Origin of the sequence: Microbacterium sp. OR21 (genome assembly GCF_047306785.1) — a bacterium.
Lineage (GTDB): Bacteria > Actinomycetota > Actinomycetes > Actinomycetales > Microbacteriaceae > Microbacterium > Microbacterium esteraromaticum_E.
The window spans coordinates 411853-431338 of sequence record NZ_JAZEXJ010000002.1 but is presented as its reverse complement, the minus strand read 5'-3'; the positions used below and the strand labels follow the sequence as shown (position 1 = coordinate 431338).

The 19486-nt window shown below is 69.4% G+C and carries 19 protein-coding genes; 7 read left to right on the top strand and 12 right to left on the bottom strand.

Going from position 1 to position 19486, the window contains the following annotated elements:
- Positions 1 to 7: 7 nt before the first annotated feature.
- On the bottom strand, positions 8 to 1558 hold the full coding sequence (locus V2S04_RS06595) for a CoA-acylating methylmalonate-semialdehyde dehydrogenase (RefSeq protein ID WP_413637692.1): 1551 nt from the start codon (positions 1556 to 1558) through the stop codon (positions 8 to 10).
- A 195-nt stretch (positions 1559 to 1753) separates the two neighbouring features.
- Between V2S04_RS06595 and V2S04_RS06590 the strand changes: the two genes are divergently transcribed.
- Complete coding sequence (locus tag V2S04_RS06590) at positions 1754 to 3376, top strand: PucR family transcriptional regulator ligand-binding domain-containing protein (RefSeq protein ID WP_413637691.1); 1623 nt, start codon at positions 1754 to 1756, stop codon at positions 3374 to 3376.
- 146 nt (positions 3377 to 3522) lie between these two features.
- Here the strand turns inward: V2S04_RS06590 and V2S04_RS06585 are convergent, their stop codons facing one another.
- On the bottom strand, positions 3523 to 4962 hold the full coding sequence (locus V2S04_RS06585) for a purine-cytosine permease family protein (protein ID WP_413637690.1): 1440 nt from the start codon (positions 4960 to 4962) through the stop codon (positions 3523 to 3525).
- Positions 4959 to 5117 (bottom strand): hypothetical protein, encoded by a 159-nt coding sequence (locus tag V2S04_RS06580; protein WP_193598081.1) that lies wholly within the window; start codon positions 5115 to 5117, stop codon positions 4959 to 4961. The genes V2S04_RS06585 and V2S04_RS06580 overlap by 4 nt, the downstream gene beginning before the upstream one ends.
- Positions 5118 to 5251: 134 nt before the next feature.
- Here V2S04_RS06580 and V2S04_RS06575 point away from each other — a divergent pair, with 134 nt between their 5' ends.
- On the top strand, positions 5252 to 5920 hold the full coding sequence (locus V2S04_RS06575) for a TetR/AcrR family transcriptional regulator (protein ID WP_413637689.1): 669 nt from the start codon (positions 5252 to 5254) through the stop codon (positions 5918 to 5920).
- A 125-nt stretch (positions 5921 to 6045) separates the two neighbouring features.
- Here the strand turns inward: V2S04_RS06575 and V2S04_RS06570 are convergent, their stop codons facing one another.
- From V2S04_RS06570 to V2S04_RS06535, 8 genes are all read right to left on the bottom strand, one after another.
- Entirely contained in the window at positions 6046 to 6366 is a 321-nt protein-coding gene (locus V2S04_RS06570) for a cupin domain-containing protein (RefSeq protein WP_413637687.1), read from the bottom strand.
- Positions 6367 to 6389: 23 nt separating this feature from the next.
- Positions 6390 to 7829, bottom strand: a complete 1440-nt coding sequence (locus V2S04_RS06565; RefSeq protein ID WP_413637686.1) for an NAD(P)/FAD-dependent oxidoreductase — start codon at positions 7827 to 7829, stop codon at positions 6390 to 6392.
- Between the two features lie 132 nt (positions 7830 to 7961).
- Positions 7962 to 9599: an amidohydrolase gene (locus V2S04_RS06560; protein ID WP_413637684.1), complete on the bottom strand. Its 1638-nt coding sequence runs from the start codon at positions 9597 to 9599 to the stop codon at positions 7962 to 7964.
- A 100-nt stretch (positions 9600 to 9699) separates the two neighbouring features.
- The gene (locus tag V2S04_RS06555) at positions 9700 to 10674 is read right to left on the bottom strand and encodes an ABC transporter permease (RefSeq protein WP_413637683.1); all 975 of its coding nucleotides are present in this window, start codon (positions 10672 to 10674) and stop codon (positions 9700 to 9702) included.
- Positions 10671 to 11561 carry an ABC transporter permease gene (locus V2S04_RS06550; protein WP_413637682.1) on the bottom strand — a complete coding sequence of 297 codons (891 nt, stop codon included), beginning with the start codon at positions 11559 to 11561 and terminating at the stop codon, positions 10671 to 10673. The genes V2S04_RS06555 and V2S04_RS06550 overlap by 4 nt, the downstream gene beginning before the upstream one ends.
- A complete protein-coding gene (locus V2S04_RS06545) occupies positions 11554 to 12741 on the bottom strand; it encodes a spermidine/putrescine ABC transporter substrate-binding protein (protein WP_413637680.1) in 1188 nt (395 codons plus the stop codon). Before V2S04_RS06545 ends, V2S04_RS06550 begins: the two co-directional genes overlap by 8 nt.
- A 23-nt stretch (positions 12742 to 12764) precedes the next feature.
- Positions 12765 to 13940 carry an ABC transporter ATP-binding protein gene (locus V2S04_RS06540; RefSeq protein ID WP_413637679.1) on the bottom strand — a complete coding sequence of 392 codons (1176 nt, stop codon included), beginning with the start codon at positions 13938 to 13940 and terminating at the stop codon, positions 12765 to 12767.
- A gap of 355 nt (positions 13941 to 14295) precedes the next feature.
- Entirely contained in the window at positions 14296 to 14616 is a 321-nt protein-coding gene (locus tag V2S04_RS06535; protein ID WP_413637677.1) for a GIY-YIG nuclease family protein, read from the bottom strand.
- Positions 14617 to 14839: 223 nt separating this feature from the next.
- Here V2S04_RS06535 and truA point away from each other — a divergent pair, with 223 nt between their 5' ends.
- The 5 genes from truA to glmM all read left to right on the top strand — a co-directional run bounded on the left by truA (position 14840) and on the right by glmM (position 18955).
- Positions 14840 to 15688 carry a tRNA pseudouridine(38-40) synthase TruA gene (truA, locus tag V2S04_RS06530; protein WP_413637676.1) on the top strand — a complete coding sequence of 283 codons (849 nt, stop codon included), beginning with the start codon at positions 14840 to 14842 and terminating at the stop codon, positions 15686 to 15688.
- 63 nt (positions 15689 to 15751) lie between these two features.
- Positions 15752 to 16420: an endonuclease/exonuclease/phosphatase family protein gene (locus V2S04_RS06525; protein WP_413637674.1), complete on the top strand. Its 669-nt coding sequence runs from the start codon at positions 15752 to 15754 to the stop codon at positions 16418 to 16420.
- Between the two features lie 193 nt (positions 16421 to 16613).
- A complete protein-coding gene (gene rplM, locus V2S04_RS06520) occupies positions 16614 to 17060 on the top strand; it encodes a 50S ribosomal protein L13 (RefSeq protein WP_071640481.1) in 447 nt (148 codons plus the stop codon).
- A gap of 27 nt (positions 17061 to 17087) precedes the next feature.
- Positions 17088 to 17573, top strand: coding sequence for a 30S ribosomal protein S9 (rpsI, locus tag V2S04_RS06515; RefSeq protein ID WP_099195945.1), 486 nt, complete (start codon positions 17088 to 17090; stop codon positions 17571 to 17573).
- Positions 17574 to 17590: 17 nt separating this feature from the next.
- Positions 17591 to 18955: a phosphoglucosamine mutase gene (gene glmM / locus V2S04_RS06510; RefSeq protein ID WP_413637673.1), complete on the top strand. Its 1365-nt coding sequence runs from the start codon at positions 17591 to 17593 to the stop codon at positions 18953 to 18955.
- 69 nt (positions 18956 to 19024) lie between these two features.
- Here glmM and V2S04_RS06505 read toward each other — a convergent pair whose 3' ends face one another.
- Positions 19025 to 19480: a GtrA family protein gene (locus tag V2S04_RS06505; RefSeq protein WP_413637672.1), complete on the bottom strand. Its 456-nt coding sequence runs from the start codon at positions 19478 to 19480 to the stop codon at positions 19025 to 19027.
- Between the last annotated feature and the right edge of the window lie 6 nt (positions 19481 to 19486).

The window sequence follows — 19486 nt, the reverse complement described above, 5'->3', positions numbered from 1 at the left end:
GATGATCTCAATCGTTCTGCGGGAATCCGAGGTTGATCCCGCCGTGCGAGGCGGGGTCGAGCCAGCGCACGGTGACGGCCTTCTCGCGGGTGAAGAAGTCGAAGCCGTGCGTGCCGTAGGCCTTGGCGTCGCCGAACAGCGAGCTCTTCCACCCACCGAACGAGTGGTAGGCGACCGGCACGGGGATGGGCACGTTGATGCCGATCATGCCCACCTGCACTTCCGACTGGAAGCGGCGGGCGGCGCCGCCGTCGTTGGTGAAGATCGCGGTGCCGTTGCCGAACCGCCCGGAGTTGATCAGGTCGAGCCCCTCCTGGAAGGTGCTGATGCGCACGATCGAGAGCACCGGTCCGAAGATCTCCTCGGTGTAGGCGCGCGAGGCGGTCGGGATGCGGTCGATCAGCGTCGGCCCGAACCAGAAGCCGTCCTCGTGGCCGGCGACCGTGCAACCGCGGCCGTCGACTACGATCTCGGCGCCGTCGGTCTCGGCGATGTCGACATAGCCCGACACCTTGTCGCGGTGCGCCGACGAGATCAGCGGGCCCATGTCGGGCTCGCCCTCATCCGACCCTGCCCCGTTGCCGACCCGCAGCCGGGCGATGCGCTCCTGGATCTTCGCCGAGAGCGCGTCGGCGATGCTGTCGACGGCGAGCACGACCGAGACGGCCATGCAGCGCTCGCCGGCCGCACCGTAGCCGGCGTTGATGGCCTGGTCGGCGACGAGGTCGAGGTCGGCGTCGGGCAGCACGAGCATGTGGTTCTTCGCGCCGCCCAGGGCCTGCACCCGCTTGCCGGTGCGCGAGGCCTCTTCATAGATGTACTGGGCGATCGGGGTCGAGCCCACGAACGAGACCGACTGCACGGCCTCGGCCTGCAGCAGTCCGTCGACGGCGACCTTGTCGCCCTGCAGCACGGTGAACGCGCCGTCGGGCAGGCCGGCCTCCTGCCACAGCCGCGCCATCCACAGCGCCGCGGACGGGTCCTTCTCGCTGGGCTTGAGGATGACGGCGTTGCCGGCGGCCAGCGCCACGGGGAAGAACCACAGCGGCACCATCGCCGGGAAGTTGAAGGGGGAGATGATGGCGGTCACGCCCAGCGGCTGGCGGATCGTGTAGACGTCGATGTCGGTCGAGACGTTCTCGCTGAACCCGCCCTTCAGCATCGAGGGGAAGCCGCACGAGAGGTCGACGACCTCGAGGCCGCGGGCGATCTCACCCATCGCGTCGGAGAGCACCTTGCCGTGCTCGGCGGTGATGATGGCGGCGAGTTCGCCGCGGCGATTGTTCAGCAGCTCGCGGAAGGCGAAGAGCACCTGCTGGCGGCGGGCAATCGAGTAGCGGCTCCAGGTCTCGAAGCCGCGCTGGGCGGATGCGAGGGCTGCGGCGATGTCGGCCTCATCGGCGAGGGCGACATCGGCGGTGGTCTGGCCGGTGGCCGGGTTGAACACCGGTGCGGTGCGTCCACTCGCACCGGCACGGGGTGCGCCGTCGATCCAGTGTCCGATCAGGGTGCGGCGCTCGGCCGCCGAGTCGACGGACTCGGTCTGCGCGATGGTCATGGGCGTCCTTTCAGCGATTGCGGCGCTGTCGTCGATCGGACAGATCGACCGGGGCCGCCAGGTGTGAATGTTCCCCAGTTTTACAGGCCAGCGCGGCCGGCCGAAGGGGACGATCGTCGCGAACTTGCGGCCTGTTCGGACGCACTGTCCGGTTAGGATGAGGCAACCCGAGATCCGCACACCGAGAGGATGCCGATGATCAGCGCTGCTCGTGATGAGGCAGAGCGTGCCGACACCCACCTCGCCCTGCCCACGGTGCGGGAGGTGCTGCGACTGGATGCTGTGGCCGAGGGTGTGCCCGAGGTGCTCAGCGGCGCCGAGCACCTCGACGGCAGGGTGCGCTGGGTGCACGTGTCCGACAGCGCGGGCGTGGCCCGGCTGCTCAACGGCGGCGAGCTGCTGCTGTCGACCGGGTCGGGGTGGCCGCAGGATCCCGATGCGCTGCGCGCCTTCATCGCCGAGCTGGTCGAGGTCGGCATCGCCGGGCTGGTGCTCGAGCTGGGCACGCACTATCGCTGGGCGCCGGCGGTCATCGTCGAGGCCGCGCAAGCGCACGGGCTGGTCCTGGTCGCCCTGCACCGCGAGGTGAAGTACGTCACCCTCACCGAGGTCGTGCACCGACTGATCATCGACCGGCAGACGGCGGCGCTGCGTGCCCGCGACGAGGTGCGCGACCGTTTCACCGCGCTCATCCTGCGCGGATCGCCCGCCGATTACGTGGTGCAGCAGCTGTCGGTCACGCTCGCCGCTCCGGTCGTGCTCGAGAACCTCGCGCACGAGGTGGTGGCGGCCGAGGTGCCTCCGGCCCGGGAGGAGGAGCTGTTCGGCGACTGGGAGCGCCGGTCGCGGGCGGCGCACCAGGCGGCGGGAGCGCACGGCGTCACAGAGTCGGGCTGGCTGGTGGTGCCCGTCGAGGCGCGCGGCACCCGGTGGGGTCACCTGCTCGCACTGCCCGGCCCCGAGCATCCGGCCGGCCGGCTGGGAGTGCTGCAGCAGGGCGCGATCGCGCTGGCGCTGGGGCGGCTCGCCGACGGGCCTGACGACGAGTGGGAGCGTCAGGCTCGCCGCCGCCTGGTCGATCGGCTGCTGGCGGGACGGTTCGCGAGCGTCGCCGGCGCGGCGGCGCGGCTGGATGCCGCCGGCCTTCCGGTGCAGGGCCGGCGGCTGTTCGGGCTGGTGATCTCGCGCGCCGAGGTGACGGCGGCGAAGGCGGATGCCGCGGCGCGGGCGATCGGCGGACGGGCCATCGTCGGGGCAGCGCCCGCAGGGGCCGGCGGACTGGCTGCCACTCTCCTGCTGTCGCTGCCTGCCGAGGCGGTGTTCTCCGACGATGCCGCGATCGCCTTCGCGAATGCGGCGGCTGGTGATGGGGCGGCGGTGTCGGTGGGCTCGGCGGCCGGTGGGCTCGATGAGGCGCTGCGCTCGCTGCAGGAGGCGATCGGCCTCTCGCGTGGCGGACTGCGCGGCGATCGCCGCGGTGCGCAGCTGCGTCGTGCCGACTCCCGCCCGCTGGTGCGGCTGGTGACGAATCTGCGTGAGGATCATCGGCTGCTCGAGCATGGTGAGCGGATGCTGGCTCCGCTCATCGAGTACGACCTGGCCCGCGGCGGGGACCTGCTCGATGTGCTGGGGGCCGTGCTGTCGCATCCGGCCAACCGCACCGCGGCGGCAGCGGCCTCGCACCTGTCGCGCTCGGTGTTCTACCAGCGCATCACACTGATCGAGGAGCTGCTCGATCTCGATCTCGACGACGGCGAGACGCAGACGGCGCTGCATCTGGCCCTGCTCGTCCGCCGCAGCGGCGCCGCCCGCCGCTGAGCGTCCCTCATCCGTCCCACTCTCTCTTTCGCCGAGACCCCCACCTCCCGTCGAGACCCCAGCTGCAGACGTCCGCAGCTGGGGGTCTCGACGGGAAACAGGGGTCTCGGCGGATGGTGTGGGTGGGGAGGTGGGGATGGAGGGGGTCAGCGCAGGGCGGGGGTGGCTGACGGGGCGGCGGCGGTGCGGGTGGTCCAGAGACCGGGCACGAGGCGCATGAGCAGGTAGTAGCTCGCACCGGCGGTGATCGCGCAGGGGATGGATGCCGAGATGAAGCCGATCTCGAGCCCGGGCACGTACGTGAACGGGTCGAGCAGCACCAGGTAGGTCACCGCTCCGACCACGATCGAGACGAGTCCGGCGGGGTTGAACCCGGCGAAGTACCAGTAGCCGCCGCCCGGGCCGTCGCTGAACAGTCCGCGCACATCGAGGCGCTGGCGCCGGATCAGGAAGTAGTCGACGATCTGCATGCCGCAGATCGGGCCGAGCAGGATGCCGGCGAGTGTGATGAACGCCCCGTAATTCGCCATGAACAGCTCCGAGAGCACGGTCGCCACCAGGGCCACCGGAGCGAGCACGATCACCACGGCCCACGCCCACGGAATCCGCCGGTCGACGGCGGGCAGCTGCTTCAGCCCGAGCGCGGCCGAGTAGGCGCCGACCATCACCGTGCCGATGTTGGCGAACACCAGGAACAGCAGTGCGAACACCCCGAACACCGGCCCGCCCAGTTCGATCAGGAAGGCGGTCGGGTCACCGCCCGATGCGGGTACGGCGAGGGCGGCGATCATGCCGATCGCCAGCACGAGGCCCATCATCAGGCCGAGACCGGCGACCGAGGGGAAGGCGGACTGCCGCATCGACTTCGCGTTGCGGGTGAGGCTGCCCACGTACGGCCACCACGACAGGCCACCCGCGACGCCGAGTTCGACGACGAGCATGAAGTCGAGGTGGTTGTCGCCGAACGGTGCGAGCGCCTTGGCCGAGAGGATGTGGTCGAGACCGAACTCGGCGATCAGCGTCGCGCCGATCCAGATCGCCAGTGCCAGCACGGTGACGGCCACCACCGGACCCGCCCAGCGCAGCGTGCGGTTGCCCCGGCGCAGCAGCAGGAACACCGCCACGATGCCGAGCAGTGAGAAGACGGGTGCCCAGACTCCGGCATCCGCTTCTCCGATCACACCCAACTGGGCCAGCGCCGCCGACGATGCATCCGAGAGCGAGATCATCAGCACGGCGTTCCATCCGATCAGGATGGTGAGCGCGAGCACGACGGTGAGGTACGAGCCCCGCACTCCGAAGATCGTGCGGGTCGAGCGCACCGCCTCGATGCCGTATCGGCTGGCGGCGGGGAGAGCTGCGAGCAGCACGACGAAGACGCCGATCAGGGTTCCGGCGATGATGGCCAGCACACCCTGGGTCGCGCCGAGGTACGCGGCGACGAAGCCGCCGCTGATGAAGCACCAGGTCGCCACGGCGGCGGAGGAGGTGTTGCCGAAGACGGCGAGGCCGCCCCAGTTCTTCTCGGCGCGGGAGAGGGGGATGCTGCTCTCGAAACCTGCATCGGAGGTGGTCTGCCTGCTCATGCGCCCAGCCCCCACCCGATGACGATCAGCACGATCGGGAGGAAGAGCCCCAGCCAGGCGAGTGACAGGAAGTCTCGGGTGCTGAACGGGCGGTCGAGCTTGTCGGGACCCTCCAGGACCCGCAGCCGCTCTTCGATCTCAGCCTGCGTTGCCATCTCTTCTCCTCATCGAGTCGATGTGCGCGCGTCGTTGCGCCTGCGGTGCAGTCTAAGGTGGGCGCAACGCTGGTGTCAACGGTGGTGACTGCTGGTAGTGTCACAGCATCCGCATCGGCGCTGAGGAGACATTCGTGAAGGTCCGCACACCCCTCGATCGTGAAGCGCTGATGCAGGGCGCGCGTCAGCTCGCCGCCCGCCCCGGTGGCGGGAGCGTGTCGCTGCGCGACCTCGGCAAGCTGCTCGGCGTCGACCACACCGCGCTGTACCGGCACGTGCGCAACAAAGAGGAGCTGGTTCGGATGCTGCTCGACAGCATGCTGCAGCAGGCCGTCGACGCGGTCACCGCCCCCGAGGAGGACTGGCAGGAGCGCCTCATGCAGTTCGCCGCCGCGGTGCGCGACGTGTTCGTGCAGTATCCGGCGATAGGCAGCGAGGCCGTGGTGCTCAGTACCTATGGCGAGGGCGAGCTGAACGCCATGGAGCTGATGATGGCGGCCTTCCACACCGCAGGTCTGCGTGACGACGAGCTCGTGCGCCATTACGGCCTGTTCTCGAGCTTCACCCTCGCCCGGGCGGCCGGCATCGCCCGCTCGCGCGCTGCGCGTGGCGTGGCCCGCGAGGCGAGTGTGCCGTGGATGGACGCGCCCCTGCACGCCGGCGCCGCGCAGCCACTGGTCGGCCGCTGGCGCGAGCAGATCCTCGGCCTCGTCGACGATGACCTCTACGAGCAGGGCGCCCGCACGATCGTCGACTCCGCCGCCCGCGCCGCCCGCACCCATCCCGCCGAGACCCCTAGCTAGCGTCGAGACCCCTGGTTACCGACGTCCGCAGCTAGGGGTCTCGACGGGAAGTGGGGGTCTCGGCGAAGGAGGGCGCGCGGCGAAGGAGGCGCGGGGTGAGGGGCGCGAGGGAGAGGGTGCCAGGGTCAGGCCACGTAGACCTTGCGGAGGGTCTCGTGGATGGTCCAGACCGTGCGCATCCCGGCATCCAGACGCACGACCGTGCCCGGGCGCAGCTCTACCGGCGGCAGCGCCGGATGCTCGAACTCGAGCGTCGCCGAACCCGCCACCACGACGAACACCTCATCGGCCTCGACGTCGGTCGACACCCCCGGAGTGTGCTCCCACACCCCGATCGAGCGTCCGCCGGCCTCATCGAGCACGACGTGCCCGGCCCGCGGCGCACCGCCGCGCACCTGCGCCTCGTCGATCGGCTCGGAAGGCAGAGCGAGGGATGTCACAGGCACGGCGCTTCCGGCATCCATCCGGCTCATGAGTCGAACCCCAGACCCAGCGCGTCCAGCGTGCGCAGCAGCAGATCCCGCCGGCCCTCGTTGTGGTCGGCCTTGTCGAGCGAGCGGCGGGTCAGGTTGATGCCGATCGCGGCGGCGGGCTCGGGTGGGAACGGCAGCGGCCGGCGCCTGACCATCCGCAACCCGGTGCGCTCGTTCTCGACACCACCGAGCAGATCGAGCATCACCTCGGCGGCGAACCGGGTCGAGGCCACGCCCAGCCCGGTGAACCCGGCCGCGTACGCGACGCGCCCGCCGCGGGCGGTGCCGAAGAACGCGGTGAACTGGGTGCTGGTGTCGATCGCCCCGGCCCACTGGTGCGTGAACCGCAGCCCCTCCAGCTGGGGGAAGGTGGTGAAGAAGTGCTCGGCGAGGCGGCGCCAGCTCTGCGGGCGGTTCTCGTATTCGGTGCGCACCTTGCGCCCGTAGTGGTAGATCGCGTCGTAACCGCCGAAGAGGATGCGGTTGTCCTTGGTGAGCCGGTAGTAGTGGAACTGGTTCGCCATGTCGCCGATGCCCTGTCGGCCCTGCCAGCCGATCTCGGCCATCTGCGCGTCAGAGAGCGGCTCGGTCATCAGCACGTAGTCGTACACCGGCACCGTCATCAGGCGGTTGCGCTTGAGCAGCGAGGGGAACACGTTCGTGGCGAGCACCGCCTGACGTGCGCGCACCCGCCCGCCGTCGGTGACCACCTCCACCCCGTCCGATGAGGTGTCGAGCCCCGACACCCGGGAGCGCTCGAAGATCACCACGCCGCGCTCCTCGGCGACGCGCGCCAGTTCTGCGGCGAAGCGGGCGGGATGCAGCATCCCCTCCTTCTTGTCCCAGATGGCGCCGAGGTAGGTGGGCGAGTTCACCTGGGCGCGCGCGGCGTCCTGGTCGAGGAAGACGATGTGGTCGTCGCCGTCGGCGATCGCCTCGTCGCGCATCTCGTGCAGCCAGGTCAGCTCGTGCTGCTCGAGGGCGGGGGAGAGCACGCCGGTGCGCTCGAACTGGAAGTCCATGCCGTACTTCGCGCCGGCCGCTTCGATGGCATCCAGGTTCTCGTGCCCGAGCCGCTCGAGCAGCGGCATCTCGTCGGGCCAGCGCGACATGCCGTTCTGGTGCCCGTGGGTGAGGCTCGCCTCGCAGAATCCGCCGTTGCGGCCCGAGGCGGCCCAGCCCACCCGCTGCGCCTCGATCACCGCGATGCGTGCTCCTGGCATCCGCTCGGTGGCGAGCAGCGCCGTCCACAGCCCGCTGTACCCGCCGCCGACGACGACCAGGTCGGCGTCGTGCGCGCCGCGCAGCGGCGGCCGGTCGGGTGTGAGCGCGGCGGGCAGGTCGTCGCGCCAGAACACCGAGTGCGCGGTGCCCTGCAGGGCGTGCTCGACGACGGACTCGGCGGGGCGGTTCCGCTCGAAGACGGTGGATGCCACGGTGTATCAGCTCCGATCAGAGGGGTCGTTCTCATCCTCGCGGATGGGTGCGAGCGGCCGCAGCGGCGCGGTGTCGCGTTCTGGGGGTGCGGCCGGACGGACTGTCCCGAGCCGCCCGGCCGGGCTTCGCGGTCAGCCCGTCGCGTACACCCGCTCGCCCTCGACGAAGGTCTGCAGCACCCGCGTCGAGCCGATCTCGTCGATCGGGCCGCCGAAGGGGTCGCGGTCGAGCACGACCAGATCGGCGTACTTGCCGACCTCGATCGTCCCGGTGTTGCGGTCGAGGTGGTTCACCCAGGCCGAGCCCGCCGTGTAGGCGGTCAGCGAAGTCGCCAGGTCGATGGCCTGCTCGGGCAGGAAGCGCTCCTGCTCGGCATCGCCGACGTCGCGCCGGTTCACGGCGGTGTGGATCGCCGCCAGCGGGTCAGGACTCGACACCGACCAGTCGCTGCCGGCGGCCAGCACGGCGCCCGAGCGCTGCAGATCGCCGAACGGGTACTGCCAGCCCGCGCGGCGCTCGCCGAGGAACGGCAGGGTCAGCTCGACCATCTGCGGCTCCAGCGACGCCCACAGCGACTGCATGTTGGCCGCGACGCCGAGCTCGCGGAACCGCGGGATGTCTTCGGGGTGCACCACCTGCAGGTGCGCGATGTGATGCCGGTTGTCGCCGCGGCCGTTGCGCCGAACGGCGTGCTCGACCGCGTCGAGGCACTGCCGCACGGCGCGATCGCCGATCGCGTGGAAGTGCACCTGGAAGCCCAGCTCATCGAGCCGCGGCACTGCCTCATTCAGGATCTCGGGGTCGACGAACGAGATCCCCGAGTTGTCGGTGGGGTGCCCGTGCCCGTCGCAGTACGGCTCGAGCATGGCGGCGGTGAAGTTCTCGGCCACGCCGTCCTGCATGACCTTCACGCTCGTCGCTGCGAACCTCCCTGCCCGGTAGCGCTCACGGCGCTCGAGCAGCGACGGGATCTGCTCGAGCCCCGCCGAGCGGTCCCACCAGATGGCGCCGACGACGCGGGCGGTCAGCCGCCCGTCGTTCGCCGCCGTGACGTAGGCGGGGCCCGGGTCGCCGGCATCGCCGTACGCGCCGACGATGGCGTCCTGCCAGGCCGTGACGCCGTACGAGTGCAGGTAGCGCTGGCCCTCGAGCAGCGCGTCGACCAGACGCTCGGGCGGCTCGACCGGCAGCAGCCGGTTCACCAGCGTCATCGCGCCCTCGTGCAGGGTGCCGGTGGGGTTGCCGGCCGCGTCGCGCTCGATGCGCCCGTCGGCGGGGTCGGGAGTGTGCCGGTCGATGCCGGCCATGCGCAGCGCCGCCGAGTTGACCCACGCGCCGTGTCCGTCGCGGTTGGGCAGGAACACCGGCCGGTCGGGCACGACGGTGTCGAGGGCGGATGCCGTGGGCGTGCCACCCGGGAACGCCGACATCGCCCAGCCGCCGCCGAGCACCCACTCGTCATCGGGGTGCGCCGCGGCGTAGGCGGCGATGGTCTCGAGGTATTCCGGCTGCGTCGAGCACGCCGACAGGTCGCAGCGCAGGATGTCGAGTCCGCCCCACAGCGCGTGCACGTGCGCGTCCTGGAAGCCGGGTACCAGCATCCGCCCGCCGAGATCGACCACCTCGGTGGCCGGGCCGATGAGATCGTCGACGTCGCGGCCGACGGCGGCGATGCGTCCGCCGGCGACCGCGACCGCGCTCGCGCGGGAGCGCACGGCGTCGGCGGTGAAGACCGGCCCGCCGGTGAACACGAGGTCGGCGTACGGCATGATGACTCCTTTGCTGACGGCGCCGGTGGCGCGCGAGGGGCGTGCGTGTCGGTCCCGATGCCGGGACGGGGTCGGGGGAGGGATGCTGATTCGCGGCGGACTACCCGCCGGACATGGTGCGGGCGATGTCGGCCGCCGAGTCGCCGGCGCGGCGCAGCACGATCGCGACCACCGAGAGCGCGAGCAGCGTGACGATCAGCATGATCGTCGACACGCCGGCGATCTCGGGGCGCAGTCCGCTGCGCAGCGAGCTGAGCACGTACACCGGCCACGGGGTCGAACCCGACACCTGCACGAACGCCGAGACGATGGTGTTGTCGAGGCTGAACGTGAACGACAGCAGCAGGCCGGCCAGCACCGCGGGCATCGCCAGCGGCAGGGTGACCTTGAAGAAGGTGCGCAGCGGCGGGGCGTACAGGTCGGCTGAGGCCTCTTCGAGGTTCGCCGGCAGGCCGATCAGCCGTGCGCGGACGATGTAGGTCACCACGGCGACCGAGAACAGCGAGTGGCCGATCACCAGGCGGAAGGTGCCGTCGTTGAACAGCCACAGGCCCATGTCCTGCCCGAGGAAGACCAGCCACGGCAGCAGCGAGACCGCGTCGACGATCTCGGGCGTGACGGCCACCAGCAGCAGCATCCCGATGAACCAGCCCGTCCACTTGCCGGGGCGGCGGGCCAGCGCGATGCCGGCCAGGGTGCCCAGCAGCGACGCGAGCACGGCGGCGATCGCGCCGGTGCGCAGCGACACCATCACCGCATCGGCGATCGCCGGCTTGCGGAACAGCGCCAGATAGCCGTCGAAGCCGAAGCTGTCGAACGCGACCAGCAGACGCCCGTTGTTGAACGAGTAGACGACGATCACCAGGATCGGCATGAAGAGGAAGACGTACACCAGCACGCTCCACGCCTTCAGCAGCCGGTCGGTCAGCACGCGACGCTGCCGATGCTGACGCGGCTCGGTCTGCGCGTGCGGGCTGCCTGTACGGTGCGCTCCGCCGGCGCGGTTCGCGTCGCCGGTCCCGAGGTCGACGGCGGCGACGGGCAGGGTGCCCGTTCCGGGCTCGACGGACGTCATGATGCGAACTCCTCGAGGGTGATGCGGTTGCGCAGGCGGAACGGCAGGGCGATCAGCCACAGCATCCCGGCGATCACGACGACCGAGATGAGGATCACCACGATCAGCGTCACCGCCATCGCCGATCCCAGCGCCCAGTTCTGCGCGGTCTGGAACTGGGATGCCACGAGCTGGCCGACCATGTTGCCCTTCGCGCCGCCGAGCACGGTGGCGGTGATGTAGTCGCCCATCAGCGGGATGTACACCAGCAGTGCGCCGACGATGATGCCCGGCCGTGCCAGCGGGAAGGTGATCCGGGCAAAGGTGCGCCACTTGTCGGCGCCGAGGTCCTGCGAGGCCTCGCGCACCGGCAGCTCGACGCGGTCGAAAGCGACGAACAGCGGCAGGATCATCAGCGGCAGGTAGTTGTACACCACGCCGAACAGCACGGCGGGGCGGGTGTAGAGCACGTCGAGCGGCGAGAGGCCGATCGCCTGCATCGCGGTCGAGATCCAGCCCTCGGGCGAGAGCAGCACCATCCAGCCGATCGTGCGTACCAGGAAGTTCGTCCAGAACGGCACGAGCACGAGGGCCAGCAGCAGGCCGCGCCGGTGGGCGGGGGCCTTCAGCGCCATCCAGTACGCCACCGGCGCACCGATCACGAAGCACAGCAGGGTGCCCGAGATGCCGATCCAGAGAGTGTTCCAGAAGGTGTCGAAGAAGGTGGGGGTGAGCACCTCGGCGTAGCGGTCGAACGACAGCACGTCGTTCGCGTGGGTTCCGAACAGCCCCGGTTTGTAGCCGAAGCTGTACCAGAACACCACCAGCACCGGGGCGACGAAGAAGGCCAGCAGCCAGAGCCACGCCGGTACGGCGAGCAGGAAGCCGGGCAGGCGGGTCTTACGCACCCGCGGCCGCCTTGGCCTTGTTGTAGATCTCGACCGTGCGGGCCTGCGCGTCGTTGACCGCCTTGTCGCGCATGGTCGCCAGCTGCTCGGGGGTGAAGAAGACCAGCTCGAGCCGCTCGAGGCCGGCTTCGCGGGCCTTCTCCTCGATGTCCTTCGCGCCGGTGTGGTAGCCGATGTAGTCGACGTTGGCGAGCTGGTTCTCGGGGGTGAGCACGAAGTTGATGAAGGCGTGCGCGGCCTCGGGGTGCGGGGCGGATGCTGAGATCGCCCAGTTGTCCATCCAGAGTTCGGTCTCGGGCGAGCCGAGCACCCACTGCCACTTGTCGGGGTCGTCGGAGTTGTTCATGCCCTGGCGTGCATCGCCGTTCCACACCTCGATCAGGGCGTGCGAGCTCTGCGGGATCGCGCCGCTGCCGGGGTACGAGTCGAACGCGGCGATGTGCGGGGCGAGCTTGTTCACGATGAAGTCCTCGCAGGCGTCGATCTCGGCCTGGTCGGTGGTGTTCCAGTCGATGCCGTTGGCCCAGTAGTACATGCCGGTGATCTCGGCCGGGTCGTCGAGCACGCTGGTGGCGCCGCTGGCCTCGTTCTGCGCGCAGTCGAGGAAGTCGTTCCAGGTCTTCAGCTCACGGGTGATCTTGGTCTTGTCGTACACGAAGCCGGTCGTACCCCAGGCCTTGCAGATCGAGTAGTCGTTGTTCTTGTCCCAGTCGCGGCCGAGGAAGGCCGGGTCCATGTGCTCGAGGTTGGGGATCAGATCCTTGTTGAGCTTGAGCAGCAGGTCGTTCTCGACCATCTGCGGGATGTACGGGCCGGTGGGGACGATGATGTCGTAGCCGCCGGTGCCCTTGGCCGCGATGAGCTTGGCGATGAGCTCTTCGTTCGACCCGAACGAGTCGACGGTGAGCTTGGGGCCGAGGTCCTTGGTGAACGCGGCCAGCACGTCGGGGGAGTCGTAGTCGCCCCACGAGTAGATAGACAGCTTGCTCTCGAGCTCGCCGCCGGTGGCTGCCGGTGCGGGTTTGCCGCCGGGGCCGCCGCCGGGCGCGCAGGCGGTCATCAGTGCGGTGCCGCCGACGACGCCGACCAGCGAGAAGAAGCGGCGGCGGGTCATCTCGCCGACGATGCGGCGGGCGGTGCTGTTGTCGGCGAGGATGCGGACGGTGCTGTGTTCGGTCATGGCTCTTCCTCTCGCTGGGGGCGTCAGCGTGTGCGGATGGTTCGGGTGGTGGGGAGCTCGACGTACCCGCCGTGGGCGGCGGACTCGTCGACGGGGAAGACGCGCACGGACTCGGGGTGCCAGGCGCACCACACCGTCGTGCCGACCGCGGCGCGCGGGGCATCCGGGGTGGGGCGGCGGGAGATGATCGACATCTCGCGCCCGAACTGAACGAGGTACTGCATGGTCTCGCCCAGGTGCGAGACGCCGATCACCCGGGCCTCGGCGACGTTGACGTCGGAGGAGGGGCGCTCGGTGAGGATGTCGACGAACTCGGGGCGCACTGCGGCGCGCGCCGGGGTGCCGGGGGCGATGTCGCGGATGGGCTGCGCGGGGCGCAGCACGGTGTGCGCGGACTCGACCGCCAGGCCGTCGGCCGACACCGTGCCGTCGAAGAAGTTCTGCTGCCCGACGAAGGCGGCGACGTATGCCGAGGCTGGGGCGCTGTAGATCGTGTCGGAGTCGGCGAGCTGCTCGATGCGTCCGGCGCGCATCACGGCGATCCTGTCGCTCATCGACAGCGCCTCGCCCTGGTCATGGGTGACGAAGACGAAGGTGATACCCAACTGCGACTGGATGAGCTTCAGCTCGAGCTGCATCTCCTCGCGCAGCTGCCGGTCGAGGGCGCCCAGGGGCTCGTCGAGCAGCAGCACAGCGGGGCGGTTGACCAGGGCGCGGGCGAGCGCGATGCGCTGCTGCTGTCCGCCCGAGAGCTGGGTAGGCCGTCGGTCGGCGAACGAGCGCATCTGCACCATGTTCAGCGACTCGGTGACCCGCTCGCGGATCTCGGACTTCGGCACCCGGCGCTGTTGCAGTCCGTAGGCGACGTTCTCGGCGACCGTCATGTGGGGGAACAGCGCGTAGGCCTGGAAGACGGTGTTGACGTTGCGCTTGTACGGGGGCTGTCCCAGGACGGAGCGTCCGGAGATGTGGATGTCGCCGGCGTCGGGCGCCTCGAATCCGGCGATCATGCGCAGGGTCGTGGTCTTGCCGCAGCCGGATGGTCCGAGCAGCGAGAGGAACTCGCCGGCATGGATGTCGAGCGAGAGATCGTCCACCGCGACCTGATTGCCGTACCGCTTGGTGACGTGCTCGATCCGGATCGCTCCCGTGGCGGTCTCCTCGCGGGTCTGCTCGGGAATCAGGCTGGTGGTCGACACCTGTACCTCCATCTGGGCTGCTTCGCCCTGTGCGGGCTGCATCGCCCTGTTCGCGATTCAATCCTGGAGCACCGCGGCGGCGCAATGCGGCGGCAGGGAACCAGACGGATTCGCCTGCCGCCCCCGTCGTCCAGACAGATTGTCCGGTAGCGCGTTCCTGGCTTTCCGGGTCCTGAGCGAGGAGCGCAGCGACGTTCCTCTTTCTTTGGGTCCTGAGCGAGGAGCGCAGCGACGTTCCTCTTTCTTCGGGTCCTGAGCGAGGAGCGCAGCGACGAGACGAAGGGCGTCTCGTGTGTGGTTGGGGGGCGTCCTTCGTCTCGCTGCGCTCGCTCAGGATCCGGGAGGGGTGTGCTGCTCAGGAACCGGGAGAGGAGCCGGAGTGCGAGCGGGGATCGGACGCAGCCCTCTTGGCATCCCTCTGCCTCTTGCTCCACCCCTGCAGCTCGTCGTACTTTCCCGCGGTCAGCAGTTCCTTCTTCGCCCGCGACCAGCCGTGGATCCGTCGCTCCCACGAATACGCCTCGTCGATCCGCTCGAACTCGGAATGCCAGACGAGTTCGACCGGACGTCGCCTGCTCGTGTAATCGCCGCCCTCACCGAATTGATGCTGCGCCAGCCGGATCTCGAGATTGCGCGTGCTGCCGACGTAGTAACTGCCGTCGGAGCACCTGAGCATATACACATTCATCGGAAGCATGAGAAGACGGTAAGCCGGATGCTGAGGGGCGCGATCAAGTTATCCACAGGAGCCATCCCGGGGTAGGGCGGGGCGCCCTTCGTCTCGCTGCGCTCGCTCAGGACCCCTGCATAGCGCGGGAGGTGCGGCGAAGAAGGCGTCATCGATAGCAGTGGCTGAGTGGCGTGATGGTGGGGAGGACCGTCCAGCATAGGCTTGACCGGTGCGCATCCGCCTCGACATCGCCTACGACGGCACGCATTTCCGCGGCTGGGCGAAGCAGCCAGGCCTCCGCACGGTGCAGGGCACGATCGAGGCGGCGCTCGCGCGCATCCTCGGCTCCGAGGCGCAGCTGGTCGTCGCCGGACGCACGGATGCCGGGGTGCATGCCGCCGACCAGGTCGCGCATGTCGATCTCGACGACGCGCAGTGGGCCCGAGTGCAGACGCGCCACGGTCAGGCCGCCACGGATCCGGCGGGGTCTCTCGCCCGGCGCATCCGGGGAGTGCTCGGCAACTACCCCGACGTGACGGTCACCCGCACGAGCGTCGCGCCCGAGGGCTTCGACGCGCGCTTCTCGGCCGTGTGGCGCCGGTACAGCTACCGCCTGGCCGACGCGATCGTCGGCTACGACCCGATGCGCCGCAACGACACCACGACGATCCGCGCGGCGCTCGACGTCGAGCGGATGGATGCCGCGGCCCAGACCCTCATCGGCCTGCATGACTTCGCCGCGTACTGCAAGCCTCGGGAGGAGGCGACGACGATCCGCACCCTGCTCGAGTACCGCTGGACGCGCGACCGCGACGGCGTGCTCATCGCGACGGTGAAAGCCGACGCGTTCTGCCACAGCATGGTGCGCGCGCTGGTCGGAGCGTGCGCGGCGGTGGGGGAGGGCAAGCTCGAGGTCGCGGACGTCGCGCGGCTGCGCGACGAGCTCACCCGCACCAGCGCGTTCAAGGTGCTGCCGGCGCGCGGGCTCACCCTCGCGGAGGTCGGATATCCGGCCGACGAGCTGCTGGCATCCCGCGCCGAGCAGACCCGCGCCCGACGCGACCGCGACGACGGCTAGTGCGGTGCGGGCGTGCGGCGCAACCCCGTCGCGCGCTCGGATCCCGGCGGTAACGTGTCGGGCATGAGAGTCATCTCGTACAACCTTCGCAAGCACCGCGCCGCGACTGAGCTCATCGGGCTGGTGACCGAGCACGACCCGGACATCCTCTGCCTGCAGGAGTGCGACACGGAGGCGCTTCCGGATGCCATCGGCGGACTCTCCCTCGTGCACACCACCAGCGGCAACCGGCTGGGGCTCGCGATGTACCTGCGCAGCAACACGTTCCAGGTCGAGAAGGTGCGCACCATCGGGCTGAAGAAGTCGCTGCACGACCGGGTGCTCAAGCCCGCGCACGAGCGGGTGCTCGGAGCGCGGCTGCGCGACATCGACACCGGGCGGGGGCTGATCGTCGCCTCGTTCCACGCGGCGCCGCTGACCGCCCTGAACTCCCTGCGCCGTAACCAGATCAGGGCGGGGCTGGATGCCCTGCAGGCCCTCGGCCCCGGAATGCCCGTGCTCATGGTCGGCGACTACAACTACCCTGTTTTCAAAGAGAGCCTCGGCCAGTCGGTGCGCGATCACGGCTACACGCTCACGCTCAGCGACGACCGCACCTACACCCGCTACCGCGTGTTCAAGGGGCACTACGACTTCGCGACCTCGGTGGGCTTCGACATCTCGAAGATCACCACGCTGCCGCAGGCCACGAGCGATCACCGCCCGATCCTGATCACCGCCGAGGTCGAGTAGCGTCGGGTGACCCCGGTTCGTCCTCCGGCTCCGGATGCTGTAGTCTTGACCCTTGGTGTGTGATCAACTGCGGTCGCACCCGCGAACGTGAGCCCTCCACTGGCGCGTGTTCCCTCTCGGATCATCGAGGCGGAACCCACCCCGGAGTGGGATTCACGAACCTCTCCGTTCGAATCAAGAAAGCAGCACTATCGTGACGCGCACTTACACCCCGAAGGCCGGGCAGGTCCAGCGTGACTGGATCGTCATCGACGCCACCGACGTCGTTCTCGGCCGTCTGGCTTCGCACGCAGCAGCAATCCTGCGCGGCAAGCACAAGGCCACCTTCGCTCCCCACGTCGACACCGGTGACTTCGTCATCATCGTCAACGCCGAGAAGGTCGCCCTCACGGGTCAGAAGCTCCAGAAGAAGATGGCCTACCGTCACTCGGGTTACCCGGGCGGTCTGACGGCCACCTCGTACGCCGAGCTCCTCGAGAAGCACCCGGTTCGCGCCGTGGAGAAGGCCGTCCGCGGCATGCTCCCGAAGAACACCCTGGGTCGTCAGCAGCTGTCGAAGCTCAAGGTCTACGCAGGTGCCGAGCACCCGCACGCCGCTCAGCAGCCCACGCCGTACACCCTCGACCAGGTCGCCCAGTAAGCGCCATAAAGACTTAAGGACATACTCGTGGCTGAAATCCAGGACACCACCGAATTCCCGCAGAACTTCTCGACCTCGAGCCCTGAGGCCGAGGTTCAGGAGTCGGCTCCCCGCCCCGTGCTCTCCGTTCCCGGCGCCGCTGTCGGCCGTCGCAAGCAGGCCATCGCCCGCGTGCGTCTGGTTCCCGGCTCGGGCACCATCACGATCAACGGTCGCACGCTCGAGGACTACTTCCCGAACAAGCTGCACCAGCAGCTGATCAACGACCCCTTCACGGTGCTGAACCTGCAGGGTGCGTACGACGTCATCGCCCGCATCTCGGGTGGCGGCGACTCGGGCCAGGCCGGCGCGCTGCGTCTCGGCATCGCCCGTGCGCTGAACAACATCGACGCCGAGAACAACCGCCCGACCCTGAAGAAGGCCGGCTTCCTCTCGCGCGACGCCCGCGTCATCGAGCGCAAGAAGGCCGGTCTCAAGAAGGCCCGCAAGGCTCCTCAGTACTCGAAGCGCTGACCCGTACAGTTCCCTCTATGGCACTGTTCGGAACGGACGGCGTGCGGGGGCTGGCCAATGGTCAGCTCCTCACCGCCGAGCTTGCGCTCCACCTGGCCCAGGCGACTGCTGTCGTCCTGGGCCAGGGCCGTATCGCCGACGCGCGCCGCGCCGTCGGCAAGCGGCTCACGGCCGTCGTCGCGCGTGATCCGCGCATCTCGGGCCACTTCCTCAGCGCCGCCGTCGAGGCGGGTCTCGCCTCCTCCGGCGTCGACGTGCTGGATGCCGGGACGCTGCCCACGCCCGCTGCGGCCTTCCTCATCTCCGACATCGACGCCGACTTCGGCGTGATGATCTCGGCCTCGCACAACGCCGCGCCCGACAACGGCATCAAGATCTTCGCGCGCGGGGGAGTGAAGCTTCCTGACGTCGTCGAGCAGCGCATCGAAGAGCACATCGAGTCGGGCGTCAAGCTGCAGCCCACCGGTGGCGACGTCGGTCGCGTGATCCGCTTCTCGGATGCCGAGGATCGCTACGTCATGCACCTGCTGGCCTCGCTGCCGCACCGCCTCGACGGCATCCACGTCGTGCTCGACTGCGCCAACGGCGCGGCATCCGGCGCCTCGCCCGAGGTCTTCGCCGCCGCCGGCGCGAAGGTGACCGTGATCGGGGCGGACCCCGACGGCCTGAACATCAACGACGGCGTCGGATCGACCCACCTCGACAAGCTCGCGGCCGAGGTCATCCGGGTCGGAGCCGACGTGGGCATCGCGCACGACGGCGACGCCGACCGCTGTCTCGCGGTCGACGCCGACGGCAACATCGTCGACGGCGACCAGATCATGGCGATCCTCGCCGTGGCGATGAAGAGCCGCGGCAAGCTCGTCGACGACACCCTCGTCGCCACCGTGATGAGCAACCTCGGTCTGCACGTCGCCATGCGCGAGCAGGGCATCACCGTGCGCCAGACCGCGGTCGGCGACCGGTACGTGCTCGAAGACATGAACGCCGGCGGTTACTCTCTCGGCGGCGAGCAGTCGGGTCACGTGATCATGAGCGAGTTCGCCACCACCGGCGACGGCCTGCTCACCGGCCTGCACCTGGTCGCCGAGATGGCGCGGCAGAAGAAGTCGATCGCCGAGCTCGCGTCGATCATGACGGTGTACCCGCAGGTGATGATCAACGTGAAGGACGTCGACAAGGACGCCGTCTCGGATCACGCCGGCGTGCAGGACGCGATCAGGACCGTCGAGTCCGAGCTGGGTTCGACCGGTCGCGTGCTGCTGCGCAAGTCCGGTACCGAGCCGCTGGTGCGGGTGATGGTCGAGGCAGCGGATGCCGAGACCGCGAACGCCCACGCCGAGTCGCTCGCGGATGTCGTGCGCAAGCACCTCACGCTCTGACACACCCTGGCAGAAGAAGGCGGTCACCCCGAGGTGGCCGCCTTCTTCGTGTTCGGGGACAGGCCCGGGTCAGGACTCGACTGTCGCGCTCCTGCCCGGCCGGAACACGACACCGTGGTACAGCGCGAAGCGCACGAGCACGACGATCACGATGCTCGTGAGGTTGACGACGTTGACCGCGATCGGCCCCGCAGGCCGGTCGAGCACCGTGCTGACCATCTGCACGCCGAGCCAGAGCAGCAGCGCCCCGAGCCCGGTGCAGGCGGCGTTGACGAGCACGAACAGCACCAGCTCGTTCACCCGGCCGCGACGGTCGCGGTGCTTGAAGGTCCATTCGCGGTTGCCGATGTACGCGTTCACCAGCGCCACGAGCGAGGCGATGATCTTCGCCCAGACGACATCGACGCCCATCGCGTAGACGAGAAGATTGAAGACGCCGATCTCGATCAGGGTGCTGACGGCGCCGACGATGAGGAAGCGACTCCCGACAGAGGCGAGCCGACGCAGTCGGGGGTGGATCTTCATGGCTCC

Coding starts and splice junctions, on each gene's coding strand:
- V2S04_RS06595 (WP_413637692.1), bottom strand. CDS start 1,558: ATGACCATCGCGCAGACCGAGTCCGTCGACTCGGCGGCCGAGCGCCGC.
- V2S04_RS06590 (WP_413637691.1), top strand. CDS start 1,754: ATGATCAGCGCTGCTCGTGATGAGGCAGAGCGTGCCGACACCCACCTC.
- V2S04_RS06585 (WP_413637690.1), bottom strand. CDS start 4,962: ATGAGCAGGCAGACCACCTCCGATGCAGGTTTCGAGAGCAGCATCCCC.
- V2S04_RS06580 (WP_193598081.1), bottom strand. CDS start 5,117: ATGGCAACGCAGGCTGAGATCGAAGAGCGGCTGCGGGTCCTGGAGGGT.
- V2S04_RS06560 (WP_413637684.1), bottom strand. CDS start 9,599: ATGCCGTACGCCGACCTCGTGTTCACCGGCGGGCCGGTCTTCACCGCC.
- V2S04_RS06555 (WP_413637683.1), bottom strand. CDS start 10,674: ATGACGTCCGTCGAGCCCGGAACGGGCACCCTGCCCGTCGCCGCCGTC.
- V2S04_RS06545 (WP_413637680.1), bottom strand. CDS start 12,741: ATGACCGAACACAGCACCGTCCGCATCCTCGCCGACAACAGCACCGCC.
- V2S04_RS06535 (WP_413637677.1), bottom strand. CDS start 14,616: ATGCTCAGGTGCTCCGACGGCAGTTACTACGTCGGCAGCACGCGCAAT.
- V2S04_RS06525 (WP_413637674.1), top strand. CDS start 15,752: ATGAGAGTCATCTCGTACAACCTTCGCAAGCACCGCGCCGCGACTGAG.
- glmM (WP_413637673.1), top strand. CDS start 17,591: ATGGCACTGTTCGGAACGGACGGCGTGCGGGGGCTGGCCAATGGTCAG.
- V2S04_RS06505 (WP_413637672.1), bottom strand. CDS start 19,480: ATGAAGATCCACCCCCGACTGCGTCGGCTCGCCTCTGTCGGGAGTCGC.